General features: G+C 72.9%; 19 protein-coding genes. 13 read left to right on the top strand and 6 right to left on the bottom strand.

Annotation, left to right across the window (positions count from 1 at the left end):
* Position 1: 1 nt before the first annotated feature.
* The 12 genes from OG598_RS09460 to OG598_RS09405 are packed head-to-tail and all read left to right on the top strand — an operon-like array spanning position 2 to position 12,727.
* Complete coding sequence (locus tag OG598_RS09460) at positions 2–484, top strand: phage tail protein (protein WP_030327509.1); 483 nt, start codon at positions 2–4, stop codon at positions 482–484.
* The gene (locus tag OG598_RS09455) at positions 459–1,895 is read left to right on the top strand and encodes a hypothetical protein (RefSeq protein WP_328654060.1); all 1,437 of its coding nucleotides are present in this window, start codon (positions 459–461) and stop codon (positions 1,893–1,895) included. The genes OG598_RS09460 and OG598_RS09455 overlap by 26 nt, the downstream gene beginning before the upstream one ends.
* Positions 1,895–2,767 (top strand): CIS tube protein, encoded by an 873-nt coding sequence (locus tag OG598_RS09450; protein WP_328654059.1) that lies wholly within the window; start codon positions 1,895–1,897, stop codon positions 2,765–2,767. Before OG598_RS09455 ends, OG598_RS09450 begins: the two co-directional genes overlap by 1 nt.
* Positions 2,764–4,356 carry a contractile injection system protein, VgrG/Pvc8 family gene (locus OG598_RS09445; RefSeq protein ID WP_328654058.1) on the top strand — a complete coding sequence of 531 codons (1,593 nt, stop codon included), beginning with the start codon at positions 2,764–2,766 and terminating at the stop codon, positions 4,354–4,356. Before OG598_RS09450 ends, OG598_RS09445 begins: the two co-directional genes overlap by 4 nt.
* Entirely contained in the window at positions 4,356–4,694 is a 339-nt protein-coding gene (locus OG598_RS09440; protein WP_328654057.1) for a hypothetical protein, read from the top strand. Before OG598_RS09445 ends, OG598_RS09440 begins: the two co-directional genes overlap by 1 nt.
* Positions 4,691–5,125, top strand: a complete 435-nt coding sequence (locus OG598_RS09435; protein ID WP_328654056.1) for a GPW/gp25 family protein — start codon at positions 4,691–4,693, stop codon at positions 5,123–5,125. The genes OG598_RS09440 and OG598_RS09435 overlap by 4 nt, the downstream gene beginning before the upstream one ends.
* Positions 5,122–7,797, top strand: a complete 2,676-nt coding sequence (locus OG598_RS09430; RefSeq protein WP_328654055.1) for a putative baseplate assembly protein — start codon at positions 5,122–5,124, stop codon at positions 7,795–7,797. Before OG598_RS09435 ends, OG598_RS09430 begins: the two co-directional genes overlap by 4 nt.
* Positions 7,778–8,293 (top strand): phage tail protein, encoded by a 516-nt coding sequence (locus OG598_RS09425; RefSeq protein WP_328654054.1) that lies wholly within the window; start codon positions 7,778–7,780, stop codon positions 8,291–8,293. The genes OG598_RS09430 and OG598_RS09425 overlap by 20 nt, the downstream gene beginning before the upstream one ends.
* On the top strand, positions 8,290–9,219 hold the full coding sequence (locus OG598_RS09420) for a hypothetical protein (RefSeq protein ID WP_328654053.1): 930 nt from the start codon (positions 8,290–8,292) through the stop codon (positions 9,217–9,219). The genes OG598_RS09425 and OG598_RS09420 overlap by 4 nt, the downstream gene beginning before the upstream one ends.
* Positions 9,216–9,677: a hypothetical protein gene (locus tag OG598_RS09415; protein WP_328654052.1), complete on the top strand. Its 462-nt coding sequence runs from the start codon at positions 9,216–9,218 to the stop codon at positions 9,675–9,677. Before OG598_RS09420 ends, OG598_RS09415 begins: the two co-directional genes overlap by 4 nt.
* A 30-nt stretch (positions 9,678–9,707) precedes the next feature.
* Positions 9,708–10,463 (top strand): hypothetical protein, encoded by a 756-nt coding sequence (locus tag OG598_RS09410; protein WP_328654051.1) that lies wholly within the window; start codon positions 9,708–9,710, stop codon positions 10,461–10,463.
* Positions 10,464–10,513: 50 nt separating this feature from the next.
* Positions 10,514–12,727: a hypothetical protein gene (locus OG598_RS09405; RefSeq protein WP_328654050.1), complete on the top strand. Its 2,214-nt coding sequence runs from the start codon at positions 10,514–10,516 to the stop codon at positions 12,725–12,727.
* Between the two features lie 20 nt (positions 12,728–12,747).
* Here OG598_RS09405 and OG598_RS09400 read toward each other — a convergent pair whose 3' ends face one another.
* Genes OG598_RS09400 through OG598_RS09375 form a run of 6 tightly spaced genes read right to left on the bottom strand, consistent with a single transcriptional unit; the run spans position 12,748 to position 18,691 of the window.
* Positions 12,748–13,593, bottom strand: coding sequence for a PmoA family protein (locus OG598_RS09400; protein ID WP_328654049.1), 846 nt, complete (start codon positions 13,591–13,593; stop codon positions 12,748–12,750).
* Entirely contained in the window at positions 13,590–14,291 is a 702-nt protein-coding gene (locus tag OG598_RS09395; protein WP_328654048.1) for a hypothetical protein, read from the bottom strand. Before OG598_RS09395 ends, OG598_RS09400 begins: the two co-directional genes overlap by 4 nt.
* Positions 14,275–15,174, bottom strand: coding sequence for a carbohydrate ABC transporter permease (locus tag OG598_RS09390; protein WP_328654047.1), 900 nt, complete (start codon positions 15,172–15,174; stop codon positions 14,275–14,277). Before OG598_RS09390 ends, OG598_RS09395 begins: the two co-directional genes overlap by 17 nt.
* Complete coding sequence (locus OG598_RS09385) at positions 15,174–16,157, bottom strand: carbohydrate ABC transporter permease (RefSeq protein ID WP_328654046.1); 984 nt, start codon at positions 16,155–16,157, stop codon at positions 15,174–15,176. Before OG598_RS09385 ends, OG598_RS09390 begins: the two co-directional genes overlap by 1 nt.
* A 31-nt stretch (positions 16,158–16,188) precedes the next feature.
* Positions 16,189–17,541: an ABC transporter substrate-binding protein gene (locus OG598_RS09380; RefSeq protein WP_328654045.1), complete on the bottom strand. Its 1,353-nt coding sequence runs from the start codon at positions 17,539–17,541 to the stop codon at positions 16,189–16,191.
* A 19-nt stretch (positions 17,542–17,560) separates the two neighbouring features.
* On the bottom strand, positions 17,561–18,691 hold the full coding sequence (locus OG598_RS09375) for a LacI family DNA-binding transcriptional regulator (RefSeq protein WP_328654044.1): 1,131 nt from the start codon (positions 18,689–18,691) through the stop codon (positions 17,561–17,563).
* 236 nt (positions 18,692–18,927) lie between these two features.
* On the opposite strand from OG598_RS09375, the gene OG598_RS09370 reads away from it, so the two are divergent.
* Positions 18,928–20,256, top strand: a complete 1,329-nt coding sequence (locus tag OG598_RS09370; protein WP_328654043.1) for a Gfo/Idh/MocA family protein — start codon at positions 18,928–18,930, stop codon at positions 20,254–20,256.
* Positions 20,257–20,273: the final 17 nt, after the last annotated feature.

Below are 20,273 nucleotides of genomic sequence, written 5' to 3'. Positions count from 1 at the left end.
CATGCCCACCACCGCCACCCCGCAACCCGGGGCCCCGGTCGACCCGTACCGGGCGTACAACTTCCGACTGCTCATCAACGGCGTCACCAACGGCCACTTCACCGAGATGACCGGGTTGGAGGTGAACATCCCCGGGCAGCCGTACCGGGAGCACGGCCTGGGTCGGATGCGGATGGTGCCCGGTCAGGCCGAGTACGAGCCGGTGACGCTGCACTTCGGCCTCACCGCCTCCCGCGAGTTGTGGGACTGGGTGAACGCCACCGCCCAGGGCACCCTCAACCGGCGCAACGTCTCCGTGGTGCTGCTCGACTCGGTCGGGACGGCCGAGGTGCTGCGCTGGAACCTGATCGACGCCTGGCCGACCCGGTGGCGCGGGGCGCACCTCAACACCCTCAGCCACGAGATCGCCATCGCCTCGCTGACCCTGCGCTACGAGGGCCTGGAGCTGGAGACCGGCGGTGCCACCGCGCCGACGCCCGCGTAGCTGGCTGGCCGTCGGGCTGCGCTCGGCGGCCGGGGCGGTGCAGCGCCTCGCCGGGCGGGTCGAGCCCGCCGGCCACCTTCCGCCGCCGTCGCAGACACCCGTGGCGGCCCCACGCCGTTTCGGGGAGCCGCCGCGGCACTGGCTGGACCTGGTCGCCGCCCACGCGCCCGGCCTGCTGCACGACCTGGACCTCGCCCCGTCTCCGGACGGCACCGCCGAGGCCGGGGCCTGGGACGGCGGGCAGGGCGAATCGACCCGTCCGGTCGACGCCGACGGTGCGGACCCGGTCGTTGACGGCAGGTCCGACGGATCCGGCAGCCTTGGCGGGCTCGGCAGGTCCAGCAGGTCCGGCGGGCTCGGCGGCCAGGGCGACGTAGGCGGTCCCGGTGCGAGCGGGGACAAGCGACCGACCAGGTCGCGTGCCGAGGGCCGAACCGGCAGGGCAGGCCGTCCGTCGCGAGCCGCGGACCAGCCCGACGGTACGGGGACCGGTGCCGCCGGCCCAGCCGGCGACGGGACGCCTTCGTCCAGCTCGGACCTGACAACCCCGACGGCCGGATCAAGCTGGCCCGACGCGTCGACCCCGCCGGCCGGTCCGACCTGGCCGGCGGGACCGGGCGCGGCGGTGCCTCCGGTACGGCGGGCGGCCCGGGGCGACACCACAGCCCCCGACACCACAACCGTCGACACCACGGTCCCCGACGCAACGGCCCTCGATGCAAGGGGACTCCCCTGGGCGGATGGACCCCGACAGCCGGTCCGCTCCATGGTCTTCGGGCCGCACGGCTCGCCGAGCGGCCGCCCGCACCGGGCGGACGCCGAAGCCACCCGAATCACCTCACACCTACCCCTGGACGCACGGCGGTCCGGTGAGGTCGGCCACGGGCGTTCCACCGCACGACCCACCGCCGGCCGACTCTCGGGTGGTCACGACGGGTTCCGGGGCGACCCGGACGGCCAGCCCTCGCCCAGGGAGGACCAGAGCGAACACGCGAGTGGTGATGCACCGAGCGCGGCCCGGACGTCGCGACTGGACACAGTGGCCGTGCACCGCCTTCGAAACGGGGGCGGGGCCGACGCCTCCTGGACCGGTTCGACGGCGACGAGCGCCGGGAACCCGTCGGCCTCCGGGCGCGGGGACCTGATGCGCGTCGTGGACGGTGGACCCTGGCTGGCCCTGCCCGGTGAACCAGCACCAACCGGGCGCCCGGCCGCGCTGCGCGACCCCGGCGCGGGAGCGACCGGCGGCAACCGAGCGACAGGCATCGACGGGCCGCCGCCCGACGCGGTGGCGCGGAGCGTCGACCCGTGGCCGGCACTGCCCGACGACACCGCACTCTGGTCGGTCGCCGGCACGGCGGTGGACACCGCCCAGCTGACCCGGCTGGACCGGGAACAGGCGGGTGACTGATGGAACGCGTCGCCTTCCTCATCGACTCCTCAGGCGTTCGGGTGGACTGCCTGCTCAACCCGGAGACCGTGCAGGTGACCCGGCTCGCCGGCGTACGGCAGCGGGGTGCCGGCGGCGGACAACTCACCGGGTCCGGTCTGGCCGACGACCCACTGGTCTTCACCGGCGGGGGCCGAACCGAGCTGGTGCTGGACCTGCTCTTCGACGTCGACTTCGTGGAGGCGCAACTGCGTCCGGCCGACGTCCGGGTGCTCACCCGTCCGCTGTGGATGTTGGCGGAGAACTCCACCGCCGAGCATGGTTGGCTGCGACCGCCGTTGGTCCGGTTGGTCTGGGGCAAGACCTGGAACGTGCCGGGTGTGATCATCGCGGTGGCGGAACGGTTCGACGCGTTCACCGGCACCGGGTCGCCGCGACGCTCCTGGCTGCGGCTGAAGCTGGTCCGCGCCGCCGAGACGGCCGATCAGGCCGAGGCCGGCTTCGCCGAGGAGTTGGCCGCCGCGAGCACCCCGACCGCCGCGCCGGGCAGCGCGGTGATCGCCGCCGGTGACGGTGCGGCCGAGCCGGGTCGCTCCGGCGTGCGCTTCGACCTGCTGGCCAACGACGCGCTGGGCTCGCCGCTGCGCTGGCGGCTGCTGGCCGAACACAACCGGATCACCGATCCCCTGGCCGTGCCGGCCGGCACCACCCTCGCCGTCCCACCCACCGCCGGCACCGGCTCGGTCACCGGGTTGGCGCGGGCGGTGGCCGGTGCGGTGGGCGCGGGAGCGTCCTACCTGGGCACCTCGATCGCCGACGCGCCGTGGAACGCGGCGACCGGCCCGACCGCTGCGGCTCCGAGCGCGCCCGGCAACCCCGGGGGTACGCCATGACCAGCGTCGCGCCCCGGGCGTTGATCATCCTGCTGGACGGCACCGAACTGGTCGGCGCGGCCCGTCAGCGGGTCCGCTCGCTGCGGGTCGCGGCCCGACTCGACCAGCCCACCCAGGCCGAGCTGGTGCTCGCCACCACCGCCGGGACCGGCGCGTTCGACCCGGCGGTACGCCCCGGCACGGCCCTCGACGTACGGCTCGCCGACCACGCGGACGCCCTGTTCACCGGTGAGGTCACCTGCGTGGAGATGGAGTACGCCGCCGACGGGGCGGCGGTGCTGCGGCTGCGGGCGTACGACCTGCTGCACCGGCTGCGCAAGCGGCAAGGGCTGCGAGTCTTCACCTCGGTGACCGCCGTCGAGCTGGCTCGGGAGCTGTGCGGCGCGGTGGGGCTGGCGGTGATGGCCGAGGTCGACGGCCCTCGGTTGGAGCGGCTGCTCCAGCACCGGCACAGCGATCTGGAGCTGCTGCGCGAGGTGACCGGCCGGGCCGGGCTGCACCTGGCCGCCGACGGTGACGGCGTCCGGTTGGTCACCCTCGCCGGCTACGGGGAGCCGGTCGCGTTGACCCTCGGCGCGGGGATGCACACAGTGCGGCTGTCCACGAACACCGACCAGGCCAGCGGTCCCAGCGCGGCCCTGGGCTGGCACCCGCAGCGGGCCGAGGTGATCAGCCAGCAGGTCGACGAGGCGCGCTGCGGCCGACCCGCCGACGACCGCCCGGACCCGGCCGACGTGGGCGCCGACGGCGTTCGCACCGCCGTGGACCAGCCCGGCCGCAGCGACGACGAGCTGGCGGCGCTGGCCCAGGCCCGGCTGGACACCCGGGCGGCGGCGCTGGCCACGGCCGAGGGGGTGGCCGAGGGCGATCCGGCGCTACGGCCGGGCCGCCGCGTCGACCTCGGCGGGGTGCCCGACCCGGTCGCCGGGACGTACGTGCTGACCGAGGTGGTGCACACGGTGGACGGCAACGGGCACCTGACCCGTTTCTCCACGGTGCCGCCGGCCACCCCGGCGACTCCGACCGGCGGCGCGGTGGTCACCCTCGGCAGCGTCACCGACGTCGCCGACCCGGACGGGCTGGGCCGGGTCCGGTTGACCCTGCCGGCGTACGGGGACCTCGACGCCGGCTGGCTCGCCGTGCTCTGCCCCGGGGCCGGGCCGGGCAAGGGTCTGGTGGCGCTGCCCGATCCGGGCGACACCGTGCTGGTGGTGCTGCCCGGCGGCGAGCCGGCCTCGGGCATCGTGCTCGGTTCGCTGTTCGGCGCCGTCGAGCCGTACGACGCGGGCATCGACGACGGAAAGGCCCGCCGCTGGACGATGCGCACCGCCGGCGGGCAGTCGATCGTCGTCGACGACGTGCGGCGCAGCCTGCGGCTGGGCACCCAGGGAGGCAGCTTCCTGGAGCTGACCCCCGACCTGGCCACCCTGCACGCGGCGTCCGACCTGGTGATCTCCGCACCCGGCCGGGCGATGGTGGTGCGCGCCCGCAGCGTGGACTTCCTGCACGCCGACTCGACCGAGGACCCGACCACCGCGGCGGAGCAGGCCCGATCGCTCGCCCGCGCCCACCACCAAGGAGGCGGCTGATGCGCTGGATCCACAGTGACTCCGTGATCACCTGCGACCACGACGGCCGGGTCGAGAACCGACCCTCGCGGCAGTGGGTGACCGTCACCGGTGTGCCCGTGCTCGTCGACGACGACCCGGAGGGACGCACGATCATCGCCTGCCCGAACTACGGCCCGACCATCAAGCCGTGCACGACGACGCTGACCGTCCGGGTCGGCTACAGCGACTGGGTCCGCGTCGACGGGCACCGGGTGGTGCTGTCGCACCTGGAGGGGTTCACCAACGGCACACCGCCGGGGCTGGTCAAGCACACGGTGCGCGAGGCACGCCAGCAGTTCCTGGGGGCGGACCGATGAGGGCATTCCGCTTCGTCGGCGCCGGCTTCGACGCCGGCCGTACCGGCGGGTTGGCGCTCACCGCGGCCGGCGGCCTGGCGATGACCGAGGGCGACGAGAGCGTACGGCAGGCGCTGTTCCTGCTCCTGTCGACAACGCCGGGCGAGCGGCTGATGCGACCCGGGTACGGCTCCCGGCTGCACCGGTTGGTCTTCGCGCCCAACGACGACACCACCGCCGGTCTGGCCATCCACTACGTCCGGCAGGCCATCGCCCGTTGGGAGCCCCGGGTCGAGGTGATCGGCGTGGACGCCGGGCCGGACCCGGACGACGCGTGGCGGTTGGTGATCCGGTTGGACTACCGGGTGCGGGCCAGCCTGACACCCGGGCAACTGGTCTTCTCAGTGGATCTGCTCCCGGTCGACGAGCCCGCTCAGGGAGGAGCGTCATGACGCTGCCCGTGCCGCACCTGGACGATCGCGGCTTCCTCGACCTGGTCACCGAGGCCCGGGAACGGATCCGGCAGTCCTGCCCGGCGTGGACCGACCTGTCGGCGCACGACCCCGGCATGGCGCTGGTGGAGACGTTCGCGCACCTCACCGAGGTGATGATCTACCGTTTGAACCAGTTGCCGGAGAAGGCGTACGTCTCGTTCCTGAACCTGCTCGGGGTCACCCGGCACGCGCCGACAGCGGCCTGGGCGGACGTCCGGTTCACCCGCACGGGCACCGACCGCGGCGCGGTCCGGATCCCGGCCGGGCTGCGGGTCGCCGCGGCCCGGGGCGCTGACCCCCGGCCGGTCGTGTTCGTCACCACCGAGCCGACGCTGCTGCCCGCGGACGAGACGTCGGTGACGGTCCGGATGCACCACTGCGAACCGGTCGAGGCGGAGTTGCTCGGGGTGGGCACCGGTCAGCCGGGGCAGGTGCTGCGCGCGGCGCACGCGCCGCTGACACACACCGCCGAGGCGCTGGACCTGCTGCTCGGGGTGGAGGTGCCGGCCGGCACCGTCGAGCTGGGCGCGGCGGCCCGCGAGCACGACGGTCGCACGTTCGAGATCTGGCAGCCGGTGGACAGCTTCGCCGGGCTCGGCCCGCAGGCCAAGGCGTACCTGGTCGACCGCTGCTCCGGCACCGTCGTCTTCGCCCCGGCCCTCGACCTGCGACCCCCCGTCGGGGCGACCCCGCACGGCGAGGTCACCGCCGACGTGGCCGCACCGGCGAGCGCCGTACCGCCGGTGACCGTCGCGGCGGTGCCGCCGGCCGGACGGCAGGTCCGGCTCTGGTACCGCGCCGGTGGCGGGCCGACCGGCAACGTGGCGGCGGGCACGCTGACCAGCCTTCGTGACCCGCTACCCGGGGTACGCGTCGACAACCCCGCCCCGGCGGCCGGCGGCCGGGAGGTGGAGGCGCTGGAGTCGGTGCTGCTGCGCGGCCCGTACGAGTTCTTCGCCCAACAGCGGGCGGTCACCGCCCGCGACTTCGAGGTCCTCGCGACCAGCTCCGGCGCGGTGGCGCGGGCGCGGGCGTTCACCCGCGCGGCGGTGTACAGCTTCGCCCGCCCCGGTGAGGTCGAGGTGGTGCTGGTGCCGTACGTGCCGGACGCGGCCCGACCGGGCGGTCGGCTGCCGGTGGCGGTGCTGCGCGAGCACGAGGTGCCCGAGGCGCGACACCGGGTCGAGGCGGACCTGGAGGAACGCCGGATGCTCGGCATCCGCTCCCGGGCCAGCTGGGCGCGGTTCAAGGCGGTGTCGGTGCGGGCCCGGGTGGTGGTCCGCCGCGAGGAGGACGTGGACGCGGTCCGTCGCCGCATCCACGACCGGCTGCACCAGACGTTGAGCCCGCTGCCGACCGCGCTCAACCCGACCGGCTGGCCGTTCGGCGAGCCACTGCGGGCGTCAAACGTGTACCGGCTGCTGGAGCACGCCGAGCCGGGGGTGCGCTATGTCGAGTCGGTGCGGTTCGTGGTCGACGAGGCGCCCGACGCGAACGTCCGCGCCCTCGCCGTGGACCAGTACCAGCCGCGCACCTGGTACGCCGGGCGCGGCCCGGTGCTGTTCCGCTCCAGCAACGGCGGCGCGGGGTGGGAACCGGCAGGTCGCTTCGACGACGACGAGACGGTGCTGCGGGTGGCGCCCGCGCCCGCGCCGGTACGGCCGGGCATCGTCGCGCGTCCCGGCTCGGTGGCAGTGGTGACCCTGCGCGGCTCGGGCGGCTCCCGGGTGCATCTGAGCACCGACCTGGGCGAGTCGTGGTCGCTGCTCACCGACCTGGACTCGCGAATCTCCGACGTGGCCTGGCTGGACCGCGACGGCGCTGGCGCGCTGCTGGTGGCCACCGACACCGGCCTGTACGAGGTGTCGCTGCTGCCCGGGGCGGTGCCGTTGCAGATCCTGGTCGACCCGTCCGACGCCGACCGGGGCTTCTACGCGGTCCGCACGTTCGTGTCCGAGCGGGGCGCGCCGGGGGTGGCGGTGGCCGCGCAGGCCAGCTTCGGGGTGTACCTGTCGACCGGCGGCGGCCGACCCGGCAGCTTCAGCCACGTCGGTCTGGCCAACGTGGACAACCGGGTCCTCGCCGTGCAGTACGACGGCCCGGCCACCCTGCTGTGGAGCGGCGCCGGCGAACCGGATCCGAAGAAGCCCGGCCAGGGCTGCCACCGCACCCGGCTGTTCGAGTCCGACGTGAAGTGGCAGTCGATGCAGGCCGGGTGGCTGGGCGGCACCTGCCGGGATCTCGCGTTCACCGGTCAGCAGGCGGTGGCGGCCACGCAGAGCGGCGGGGTGCTGCGGCTGGACACCCTGGCCGCCCAGCCGCAGTGGCAGGCGGTGTCGGTCAACTGCGGGTTGCCGTTGCGGGACCGGACCCGGTTCGTGCCGGTCGACGCGATCGCGGTCAGCGGCCCGACGGCCGCCAGCGCGACAGCCGGCGGCACCGGCACGGCAGAGCGGTTGATCCTGGCCAGCGGCGAACGCGGCGTGCACCGCAGCGCCGACGCCGTCACCTGGACGCCCAGCGCCAACCAGGCCACCGCCGACGTGGTGACCGTCCCGGATACCTGGCTGCTCTGCTCCGGCGAGCACGACATCGAGGTGGTGCGCCAGGATGCGACGCTCGGCGATTGAACGGCTGCTGCCCGCCGCCTACCAGCGGGCCTGCGTGCCGGGCAGCGTGCTCTGGGCGCTGCTGGACGTGATGGAGGGGCTGCACGCCCCGGACGAGGCGATCCTCGCCGAGGTGGACGCGCTGTTCGACCCGTACCGGGCGCCGGACGGGCTGGTCGTGCGGTTGACCCGCTGGGTGGCGATGGACCACGTGGTGGCGTCGCCCCGGCCGGACACCCCGCTGCCGCTGCCGGTGGGTCGGCTGCGCGACCTGGTGGCCAACGCCGCCCTGCTGGCCCGCTGGCGCGGCACCCCGTACGGGATGCGCCGGGCCCTGGAGCTGGCCACCGGGATGTCGGGCTTCGCCATCGACGAGCCCCCCGAGCGGGCCTTCCACGTCGTGGTGCGGGTGCCGGTCGCCGCCGCCGGTCAGCTCGCCGTGATCACCCGCATCGTCGAGGCGGAGAAGCCCGCCTCGGCCACCGTCGAGATCGTCCTGGAAGAGGAGTCGTCATGACCACCGAATGGGCGGTCGTCGCCGCCGCCGAGCAGTTCACAGTCGACCCGCGCAACAGCGGTGAGCTGACCTTCACCGTCTCCAACCCGGGCAACGCGCCGGACACCGTGGTGTTCGACGTGGCGCCCGGTGACGGCTCCCAGCGGGCCTGGTTCACCGTCGCCGAACCCCAACGGGTGGTGCCCGGGCAGGGTTCGGTGTCGTTCCTGGTCAAGCTCGCCGTGCCGGCCGGCACCCCGCCCCGGCGCTACGACATGACCGGGTTCGCGTACTCGGCGAACACCGCGCCGGAGGAGAGTTCGCGCTCCAGCGGCCGGGTCACCTACGAGGTGCGGGCGGTCGCGCCGCCACGGCGTACCCCGTGGTTGTGGATCGCCGCCGCGGCGGCGTTGGTGCTGGTGGTGGTCGCCGTGGGGGTGGTGTTGCTGACCCGCGACGGCGAGCCGGCGCCCGGCGAGCCGCGGGTGGTCACCGTCGAGGCGGAGAGCCTGGTGGACGCCGCGGTGATCACGTCGCCGCAGAACAGCAAGGCGGCCGTGGGCGCGCAGCCCAACTGCTGCGGGGTGGTCTGGTCCGGGGACAAGCAGCTCTTCTTCACCGGGCTGGCGATCGGCGATCAGGTCACCGTGACGGTGCAGATCCCGGCCGACGGCACCTGGCGTTTCGCCGCGGTGCGGACCACTGCCTTCGACTACGCCAACACCGTCTTCGCCATCGACGGCACCCAGGTCGGCGGCACGTTCCTCGGCTTCACGCCGACGGTGCAGAAGACGGAGTTCCTGGACGTCGGCACGGTTCGACTCGCCAAGGGCCCCCACAAGGTCACGCTGCTGGTGGTCGGCAAGACGCAGGGCACGAACCGCTACTTCGCGGGCGTCGACGAGATCCGGTTCACCGAGATCGTGGCGCAGGCCGTGGCGCGATGAGTGGTCGGCAGAAGGCCCTGCTGGGGCTGTTCGCCGTCCTGCTCGTGGCGCTCTTCGTGGTCGCTGTCGGCGCGGGCCGCGACGACAGTGGTGATCCGGGGGCCCGGCACGGGTTCGTCGACCGGTTGGGCGCACTGGGCGGCGAGCGTTCCGCTGTGGATCCGGCGACGGTCAGCGCCGACTGCGCCGACGAGGCGGGCCGGCTGGTGTTCTCCGGCAGCTGCGCGGTGCGGGTGGCGGACCCGGGCGCGCTGCGCACCCTGGTGCTGCGCAGCGCGGCACGTTTCACTGTCGTCGCCCCGGCGCCCGGCGACGCCGACCTCACCATCCGCGACGAGGTCGAGCCGGCGGCGGACGGCACCGGCGCGGTGGCGAAGATCGCCGTCGATCAGGCCACCGAGGTGGGCCTGGTCTGCCCCGGCCTGGGCGGCTGCGCTGTCGTCGTGGCCACGTCCTGACCCGACCTGGACCGAGAGGAAGGTGCCGCCGTGGGTGACCTGCGCAAGCCGTTCCTGCTGCTGGCCATGCTCGCCATCGTCCTGGCGATCGGGGTGGAGCTCGGCGCTGGGCTGCTGCTCGGCGGCGCCGACGCCGGCGCGGCCCTCGCCGACAGCGCCGGAGCGCTGGACGTGGAGATCGACGACGTCTCCGGGGTCAGCGAACCGTCCGGTCGGGGCACCGGCTACCTGGCGCTGATCGACGCGGTGGCGGTCTGGAGCACCGGGCTGTTCTGCCTGGGCCTGCTGCTGCCCGAGCGCGTCCAAGGCCGGGTGCAGGGCGTCGCCAGCCTGATCTTCTCGATCATCCTGATCATCGTCGGACTGATCGCGCTCGTCGTCGCGTTCGTGGAGCTGTCCATCATGGTGTCGCTGTTCCTGGCCGTCCCGTTCGGCACCCTGGCGTACCTGGCGCTGTGGGGGTTCTTCCCGGTCGGCGAGGCGGCGGTGCTGCTCGGGCTGGTGCTGCTGCTCAAGCTGGTGTGGGCCGGGATGCTGGTGCTGGCCCAGCCGCGTTTCCTGCAGAACAAGGGCCTCGTCCTGCTGATCCTCACCACCCTGCTGTGCACGGTGGTGCTGGAGTTCCTGCACAACCTGGTGCCGGTGATCCTGGTCAGCATCGTCGACGACGTGGCGGCGTTGATCTTCGCGATCATCGCGATCATCTGGGGGCTGGTGCTGTTGATCGGCTCCATCCCGGCGATCGTCAAGGCCATCCGAGTCACCGCCGCCCTACCGACCCGTTGACGTTTGCCGTATCGGCAGCGCCCGGGTGGATTGTCTGTGACCCTGACGGCGTGGACAGGACGCCCGAGCGCGACGCCGTGGAGCTGCGCGTGCACGGCATCTCCGGCGTCACCGCCGAACGGATCCTCGACCACCCGATCGTGACCCGGGTCGCCGGGAACACGCACGCGGGCTTCTTCCGGCCCCGGCCGGGCAGCGGCACCGCCGGCGGGGCCACCGACGGAGTCGCCGTCGAGGCGTACCGCTGGGGTTCGCTGACCGCCGGCGCGGCGGTCCGCACGGCCTCGATGTTGCTGCTGCTGCCCTTCATGCTGAGCAACCTGGCGATCTGGCTCCGGCCGCCGGGGCACGACCGGTGGGGCCTGCTCGGCGTGCTGTGCCGGTTGCTCGCCGGCACCCTCACCGCCACGTTCGTGCTGGCGGCGGTGGGCGCCACGCTGGACCTGGTCGGCTGGCAGTGCGTGCCGTACCCGGGGTGCCGGGCCAGCCGCCCCTACCTCGCCTGGCTGCATGTCCTCCCGACCGGGCCCCGGCTGGCCCTGCTGTCGGTCGTACCCCTGGTGGCGCTGCGGGTCGTCTGGGCCATCAGCACCCGGTCGGCGCGGGCCTTCGAGGGGTTCGGCACGGCGTTGCAGCGTCCGCCGCGAGGCCGGAACGCAAGCCTCGCCGACGCCGGCTTCTGGCAGGACGAGCAGACCACCGGCTGGCTGCGAGAGCTCCACGTGGTGCTCGGCATAGGGACGTTGAACGTCGCCCTGCTCGCCGGCATCACACCGGGCGGCGTGGGCGCACCCGGTCACGACGTGCTGTTCGGGATCGCCGCCGGGCTGCTCATTGTCGCGGTGATCCTGCTCGCCCTGCCCGTGCCGCCGAACCCGGCGAGGGCCCGACGGCTCCTGCGCCCCCTCTGGGCGGCCACCGTGGTGGTGACCGTGTGCTGCCTCGGCGCGGCCACGCTCGCGGACCCGACACCGGCCGGCCTGGGCAAGCTGCCCGGGTACGAGGGCGCCGCCGCCGGGGTGGTCGCCACGCAGGGCGTCCTGCTGGTCGCGCTCACCGTCGTCACGTACACCCGTCAGCGTGCCGTCCGCGACGGCGAGCGCCCCGTCCTGCGCGGGCTCGGCACCCCGATCGTGGCGGCGGCGGCGGTGAGCATCGGCGCCGCCTTCACCGCGACCCTGGTCTACCGAGTCGCGGACACCCTCGACCACGGCGACATCCCCGATCCGATCCGGCCCAACCCGCCGATCATCGGCCCACTGGAACCGCCGGTGGCCTACTGGTGGGCGGCGCTCGCCGGGCTCGCCGCGCTGCTGATCGGCGCGGCGGTCACCTCGGTCACCCTCCTGCTGAGCCGGCGTCGGCGCCGGAGGCTGGCGGCGCGGATCATCGAACGGGACTACCCGGACGTGTCGGCGCAGGACGCGCACCGGCTACGCCTGGTCCGGGAGACCATCGCCCGGTCCCGGATCGTCGAGGAGTTGGGCCCGGTGCTGATCGCATTCCTGTTGATCGCGTCGCTCGGGCTGGCCACCGTCGCCTTCGACCTGATCGGGATCGGTCCCACCCAGCTCGCGGACCGCCTGGGCGGGCACGGTGGCGGCGCTGGCGTGATCGCCGCCTACGTCACCGACGCCGGCGTCTGGGTGATCAGCCTGCTGGTGCTCAGCCTCATGGTCCTCGGTTTCCGCGCGTACCGGTCGGCCCAGACCCGGCGGGTGGTGGCGGTGCTGTGGGACCTCGGCACGTTCTGGCCCCGGACGGTTCACCCGTTCGCGCCGCCCTGCTATGCCGCCCGCGCCGTTCCGGAGTTGGCGAAACGGGTCACCGGGCTCACCGCGCGGGGGCCGGTGGTCATCTCCGGGCACAGCCACGGCTCGGTGCTCGCCGCGGCCACCATCCTGCAACTACCGCCGTCCGTGCTGGCCCGGGTCTCGCTGTTGACCTACGGCTCGCCGCTGCAACGCACCTACTCGCGGCTCTACCCGGCGTACCTCGGGCCGCAAACCCTGCGCGACCTGGGCGGGCGGATCGGGTGGCGGTGGCGCAACCTGTGGCGCGACACCGACCCGATCGGCGGGCCGATCTTCCCTCCGGGCCCGCACGGCGCACCACCCGGCGTCGACATTCGACTGCGTGATCCGCGCAGCCTGACCGTCGACCCGGCGGACACCGTGCCGCCGCCGATCGAGGGACACTGGCCGTACCACACCCAGGCCGCGTACCAGGTGGCGATCCGTGAGCTGACCGACCGGTCCGGCTGACCACCGGGTCCGGGCGGGGTTCACACCACCGTCGCGACCAGTGCCGCTACCGCGTCCCGGTCGAGGGTCCCGTCGGCCACCCACACCTGGTACCGGCCGTGCCGGCTTCCACCGGCCGGCACCACCGCCGGGCGGTCGAACGCGAACGCCACACAGACCCCCGGATACATCCCGGTCCGCACGAACCACCGGTCGCCGCGGCCGAGGCCCGCGAAGACCAGTGTGTACGCCCCGCCGCCCGACCCGGCGCCGGTCAGCGCGAGCCACGGCGCCGCGCTGCCGTTGACCGTTTCCTCCCCGGCCGCGTCGGCGGTGAACACCGCCGGTTCGCCGTCGGCGGCGGCCCGCCAGAAGAACCCCCCGTAGCCGGCCCCGCCCGGGCGGCCGTTGGTGGCCGGGCTGCCCAGCCGGATCTCCCGGTCGTCCGGGGCGACGAGGACGGATTCCACATCGAGCCGCCAGGCGTCCGGCGCGACCACCGACGCGGCGAGCCACCTCCGCTCGGTCAGCAGCACCCCGCCGGCCCGGTCGCGCCACTGGAGGTCGTGCGCGTACCGGCCCGGTGACCGTTCGACCTCACCGGTGTGCGCGATGACGCCGTGGTCGTCCCGCCAGGTGTAGCCGACGTCGCGGACGTAGGTGCGCCCGCCCCAGAGGTTGCTGCCGTCGACGTCCTGCACGGCGAGGGACGCGCCGAGGTGCCACACGTGGTCGGCGGGGAGCGCGTCGGTGACCACCGTTCCGCCGAGCGTGCGTACCGGGTGCAGGTACGGTCGGGGCCCGTGCCGCGCGTCCAGCGCCGGGTCGAGCACGTACTCCGCGACCTCCGTTTCCCCGACCGTCAGCCGCACCGGCTCCCCGCTCACGGCAGCTCCCGGCGTCCGGCGACGGCGACCGAAACCGGCCGGCGGGCGTTGGGGTCGCCCGGTCTCTCCCGGCCGCCGAAGACGGCATCCGAGACCGGCCGGCGGACGGTGACGGCGTGCAGGGCGGCCACTGTGTAACCGGCGAGGATCGGCACCGCGACCGGCGTGACCAGGACGGTGAGCAGCCCGGCCAGCGCGACGACCCCGGTGAGCGCTGCCCAGCGGGTGGGCGCGTCGAGGCAGGCGCGGGCGGCGGACCGGGCCGAGGCCCGCCACCGCCCGCCCCCGTTTCCGCCCACCTCGACGACGACCAACCCGGCGTACCCGGCCAGGCCGGCCGCGATCAGCGCCGTCACGAGCAGCGCGGCCGGGCCGCCCGGCACCCGCCCGGTGGCCAGCGCCGCCAGGTCGGCGGCGAGCAGCGCCGCGCCGGCGAGCGCGAGCAGGCTGACCGGCACACCGGGCAGCACCGCGCTGCCGAACCGGCGCGCTGTCGTGCGCGCCGACGGCCAACTGCCGGTACGCGTCCAGTCGTGCACCGCCGCGCTGGCCGTGCCCGCCGCCGCGGCGGCGGTGAGCAGGGGCACCGCCGCGAGGGTCAGCAGGATGCCCAGCAGTGCCAGGTCGGCGGCGTCGCGGGCGACGTCGCGCCAGTCCCGTCGCCCGCCGGTGTCCGGGGGTTCAGCCCTTGATGCCACTGGTGTTGATCCCCTCGACGAGCATCCGCTGGAACGCGACGAAGAACAGGAAGACCGGCAGCAGCGACAGCACCGACATGGCGAACATCGGGCCGACCGCGCTCTGGCTGGTCGAGTCGATGAACAGGGTCAGCGCGACCGGAACCGTGTAGTCCTCCAGTTGGGACAGGAAGACCAGCTGGCGGAAGAAGTCGTTCCACGTCCAGATGAACGAGAAGATCGCCGTGGTGACCAGCGCCGGGCGGCTCAGCGGCAGGATGATGTGCCGGAAGATGCCGAACGGGCCGGCGCCGTCGATGCGGGCCGCCTCGTCCAGCTCCCGGGGGACGCCCCGCATGAACTGCACCATGAGGAAGACGAAGAACGCCTCGGTGGCCAGGAACTGCGGAATGAGCAGCGGCAGGTACGGCCAGTCACCGCCGACCAGCCCGAGCGTGCGGAACAGGATGTACTGCGGCACGATCAGCACGTGCTGGGGTAGCAGCAGCGTGCCGATCATGACGGCGAACCACATGCCACGCAGCCGGAACCGCAGGCGGGCGAAGGCGTACGCGGCCAGCAGGCAGGAGAGCCCGTTGCCGATGACGGTGAGCAGACTGACCATGGCGCTGTTGAGGAAGAACCGGCCGAAGCTGACGTCGAAGTTGGACCACCCGGCGGTGTAGTTGCCCGGCGTGAACCGCTCGGGCAGCAGCCCGACGTTGTTGACGATCTCCTCCTGGGACTTCAGCGAGGTGCCCACCATCCAGATCAGCGGGTAGAGCACCACGACGACGATCGCCACCAGGATCAGCAGTCGCAGCACTGGCCGTCCGCCGGGTCGTCGGCGCGCGGTCGGCGGCGCTGCGGTCGGCGTTGCGGTCGTCGGGGTCACCGTCACCATCACCGGTCCTCCCCGTCGGAGTAGTGCACCCAGAACCGTCCGGTGCTGAAGAAGATCGCGGTGATGACCGCGATGGCGAGCAGGAACACCCAGGCCATCGCCGAGGCGTAGCCCATGTTGAGGTCGGTGAAGCCGGTGATGTAGAGGTTCAGCGTGTACATCAGGGTGGAGTCGACCGGGCCGCCGGTGCCGTTGCTGAGCACGAACGCTGCGGTGAAGCCCTGGAAGCCGTTGATGGTCTCCAGCACCAGGTTGAAGAAGATGACCGGGGAGAGCATCGGCAGGGTGACGTTGCGGAACTGACGGAACCGGCCGGCCCCGTCGACCGACGCGGCCTCGTACAGCTCGGTGGGCACCTGCTTGAGCCCGGCCAGGAAGATCACCATCGGTGCGCCGAACTGCCAGATGGCCAGCACCATCAGGGTTTCCAGGGCCCAGTCGGGGTCGTTTACCCACGGTTTGCCGGTGATGCCGAAGAGGCTCAGCAGCGAGTTGAACGCGCCCTCGCGGTTGAACATGTTGACCCAGACGATGGCCAGCGCGACGCTGCCGCCGAGCAGGGACGGCAGGTAGAACAGGCCGCGGAACAGCCCGACGCCGCGCCAGGCACGGTTGAGCAGCAGCGCCACGCCGAGCGCCGCGGCCAGCTTCAGCGGTACGGCGATCAGCGCGAAGGTCAGTGTGACCCGCACCGCGTGCCAGTACGACGGGTCGGCGGTGAACATCCGTTCGTAGTTGGCCAGCCCCACCCACTCCACCTCGGAGAAGGGGGTGAGGATGTCGTAGTTGGTGAAGCTCAGGTAGAGCGACAGCAGCATGGGGATTGCCGTGACACCCATCAGGCCGATGAGCCACGGCGACAGGAAGACGTACCCCGCCAGACCTTCGCTGTGCCGGAAGCGTCCGGGCCCACGCCTCTCAGCGTGGGCCCGGCCGGATCCGGGGCCGCGTCGGGTCGGGTCGGGTGCCGTGGTCAACGCCACGAACAGCTCCTCTCCTCGCCTGTTCGGGCGGTCAGGCGATGGCGGACTTGCACGCCTCGATGAACTGAGCGGCGGCCTCGGCGGTGGTGGCCCGGCCGTACTGCGCGTTCTCGGCGGCCTTGATCAGCTCGGAACGGACCTTGCTGTGTCCCTTGATCGGCACCTGCGGTGACTTGCCGAACTTCTGGGTCAGCTCCGCCTCGACGGCGATGGACTGCTTCATGGCCGGGTCGGTGGTGTCGTCGCTGACCACGCGGCGCAGGTCCTGGTTGGACGGCAGCCCGCGGTCGGTGCCGAGCAGCTTGACCGCCTCCTGGTCGTTGTTCAGGAAGTTGATCACGTCGACCGCGACGTCCTTGTTCTTGCTGCCCTTGAACACCGACCAGTACATCGAGGCTCGGGCCCACTGCGCGCTCGGGTCACCGGGGTAGGCGATCACGCCCAGCTCGTCCTTGGTGTTCTTCTTCAGGTCCGGCATCTGGTTGGCCCAGACCCAGGAGGTCGCCGACTTGCCGGTGACCACCAGCTGCTTGGTGATGTCGCTGGAGTTGCCCTCGTGGATGACGTCGGCGGTCGGGGTGGCCTTGCGGTCCCGGGCGCCCTTCCACAGGTCGAACCACTTGGTCACGTCCTCGGCGGTGAAGCCCAGCTCCTTGCCCTTGTAGAGGTCCTTGCCCTGTTGGCGCAGCCAGACCCAGAACGCCTTGTAGTCGGCGCTCGGGTCCTGGGTGCCGGGCACCTTGGTCTTGGCGGTGACCTGCTCGGCCCAGGCGATGTGCTCCTCCCACGACATTCCGGTGGTCGGCTCGGGCAAATTGTTAGTGGTCAACAGCGTCTTGTTGTAGACCAGGCCCTGGGTGTTCTCCCCGGCGGCCAGACCGGCGAGCTTGCCGTCGACAACGCCGTACTGCCAGAGGCTCTCGGGGAACTTGGAGGTGTCCAGCTTCCCGGACTTCTGGTACGAGGTCAGGTCGAGCGTGGTGTTGCGGGCCGCGTACTCGGCCAGGTAGTTGTCGTCGATCTGGAACAGGTCCGGCGGGTTGCCGCCGGCGGTGAGCGTGGCCAGCTTGTCGAAGTAACCCTGGTTGGCCTGCCAGGTCTTCTCGAACGTCACGTTCGGGTGCTTCTTGGTGTAGAGGGCCAGGGCGTCCTCGGTCAGCTTGGCCCGGGCGTCGCCGCCCCACCAGAAGATGGAGAGCTTGACCGGGGCGTTCGGGTCGGCGGCGCCGCCGCCGTCGTCGTCTCCGCAGGCCGCGGCGCCGAACATCAGCGGTGCGGCGACCGTCACGGCGAGCAGGCCACGCAGCAGGCGCCGCCGAGGCAGCGGGGTACGGTGGGCGCGCCCGACGGGCGCGTCAGTGGTGGGGGGCGTTGCGGGGTGCATGTGCGCTCACTCCTCGGCATTAGGAGGCGACGGCGTCACCGGTGGCCGTAGTCGGGATGCCCGGGTCCGCAGGGCAATGCGGGCCCGGGCCACGTGGTGCGGCCAGGGGACGTGCCGGTCGGGCGTACGGGCCCGGGCCGGTCGAGTCGCGGATGACCAGGTCGGTCTGGAGCATTACCTGTGCGGTGGTACGACGGACGCCGAGCGCTGTGCCGGCACCGGACCCCCGCGCACCGCGCGGTGACTCGATGTCCTGTTGCAGCAGCATGTCAACGGCCGTCCGGCCGGCGGCCCCGGTGGGTGTGGCCACCGTCGTCAGTTTGGGGCGGGTCAGCCGGCTCAGGGTGATGTCGTCGACCCCGACGACGCTCACCTCCTGCGGCACCCGGACCCCGAGCGCGTCCAGCCCTTCGATCAGGCCGATCGCCATCAGGTCGTTGTAGGCGAGCACTGCCGACACGCCACTGCGTCGCACCTGCTCGGCGACGGCGGAGCCGCCGACCTCGGTGGGCGCGTTGGGGCCGAGCATGGTCAGCTCCGCGCCGCCGGCTCGGGCGGCAGCGCCGGCGGCACGGCGCATCTCCCGATTGGTCCACGAGCTGCGCGGGCCACCGAGCAGCGCGATGTTGCGGTGCCCCAGGCCGATGAGGTGCTCGATCGCCGACCGGGCGCCCTGACCGACGTCCATCAGCACGCAGGGCAGGCCGGTCACCTGGCGGTTCACCACGACCAGTGGCACCTCGCGGCTGAGCTGCTCGATCAGGCTGTTGCTCATCCGAGGGCTGCAGAGCAGCACGCCGTCCACCTGCTTCGCCAGCGCGTGGACCAGCTCTTCCTCGGCGGTCGGGTCCTCGTTGGTATCGGCCACGAAGACGTGGTAGTCGCGGTGGCGGGCCTGACTCTCCGCCGCCTTGATCAGCGGCGGGAAGAACGGGTTCGCGATGTCCGCGATGATCAGCCCGATGTTGTGCGTCCGCCCGGTGATCAGGGCCCGGGCGGCGCGGTTGGGCCGATAGCCCAGATCCTCCGCGCAGGCCAGCACCCGGACCCGGGTCTCCGGGTTGACCAGGTGTGGAGCGGAGAAGGTGCGCGACACGGTGGAGATGTGCACACCGGACGCCCGTGCGACGTCCCGGATGGTGACTGGCACGGCGGCCCCTTCGTCCGATGTGGTGGCGGTCACGTAGGTGTGGCCCATTAATGCAAACGGTTGCGCCAGTGTCAACGGTCAATGATTACGGCTTCGTTGCACCCACACTCCCCTTGGTCACCTGCGGCCCCCCAAACGCTGACAAATGACGCCGATCACGCCGTCGTCGTTGACGCGAACGGATCGATCGTGATTACTTCATTGCAAACCTTTGCAGCACCACGGGAGGCGACCGCATGTCACCGAGAGCCGCCGGCCGAGTCCGGTACGCCGTCGTGGGCACCGGCGCGCGGGCCGAGATGTTCGTCCGGGCGCTGGTGCTCGACCACGCCGACACCACCGAGCTGGTCGCCTTCGCCGACGTCAACCAGGCCCGGATGGACGCGCACAACCGCTGGCTCGGCGAGCTGGGCCATCGCCCGGTGCCCACGTACCCGGCCGGTGACTTCAAGGCCATGCTGGACTCCGAGCGCGTCGACGTCGTCCTGGTCACCAGCGTGGACGTCACCCACGACGAGTACGTGGTGGCCGCGCTGCGCGCCGGCCGGGAGGTCGTCACCGAGAAACCGATGACAGTGGACGTGGCCCGCTGCCGGCGGATCCTGGACACTGTCACCGACACCGGTGGGCGGGTGACCGTCGCGTTCAACTACCGCTACAACCCGCTGCACGAACAGGTTCGCCGGCTGCTCGCCGAGGGCGCGGTCGGCGAGATCGGCTCGGTGCACTTCGAGTGGTTGCTCGACGTCCGCCACGGCGCCGACTACTTCCGCCGCTGGCACCGTGACAAGGCCACCTCCGGCGGGCTGATGGTGCACAAGGCCAGCCACCACTTCGACCTGGTCAACTGGTGGCTGGCCGCCACGCCCGTCGAGGTGTACGCGGCCGGCCGGCTCTTCTTCTACGGCCAGGACGGTCGCCGGCACGGCTACGCCCGCGACTACGACCGGGCGCACGGCTCCCCCGCCGCCGCCGACGACCCGTTCGCGCTGCGGCTGGACGCGCACCCCCGGCTGCGCGAGCTGTACCTCGACGCCGAGGCCGAGGACGGCTACCAGCGCGACCGCAACGTCTTCGCGCCCGGGGTGAGCATCGAGGACGACATGGCGGTGCTGGCCCGCTACTCCACCGGCGCCACCATGACCTACCACCTCACCGCGTACGCGCCCTGGGAGGGCTACCGGGTGATGGTCAACGGCAGCCGTGGCCGACTGGAGCTGGACGTGGCCGAGAACGACTTCGTCGACCGGGGCACCGCCGGCGCGGTCAAGGGCGCCGCCCTACACGGCGCCGAGGCGCCGGCCGAGGGCGGCGGTGCGACGCTTACCCTGCGCCCGTTCTGGGCCCCGCCCCGGCAGATCCCGGTGGAGGGTCGCAGTCGGCACGGGCACGGCGGCGCTGACGCCCGGATGACCGGGGTGCTCCTCGGCGGTCAACCCGACCCGTTGGGCCGCGCCGCTACCGCCGACGACGGCGCGTTGGCACTGCTCACCGGTCTGGCCGCCAACCGGTCCATCGAGACCGGCCGACCCGTCCGTGTCGCCGACCTGCTCACCCCCCGCTGACACAGGAGACGAGGAGC

This window comes from Micromonospora sp. NBC_00330, from assembly GCF_036136635.1.
In the GTDB taxonomy this organism is placed as follows: Bacteria; Actinomycetota; Actinomycetes; order Mycobacteriales; family Micromonosporaceae; genus Micromonospora; species Micromonospora salmantinae.
This window is presented reverse-complemented; position numbering and strand designations above follow the sequence as displayed.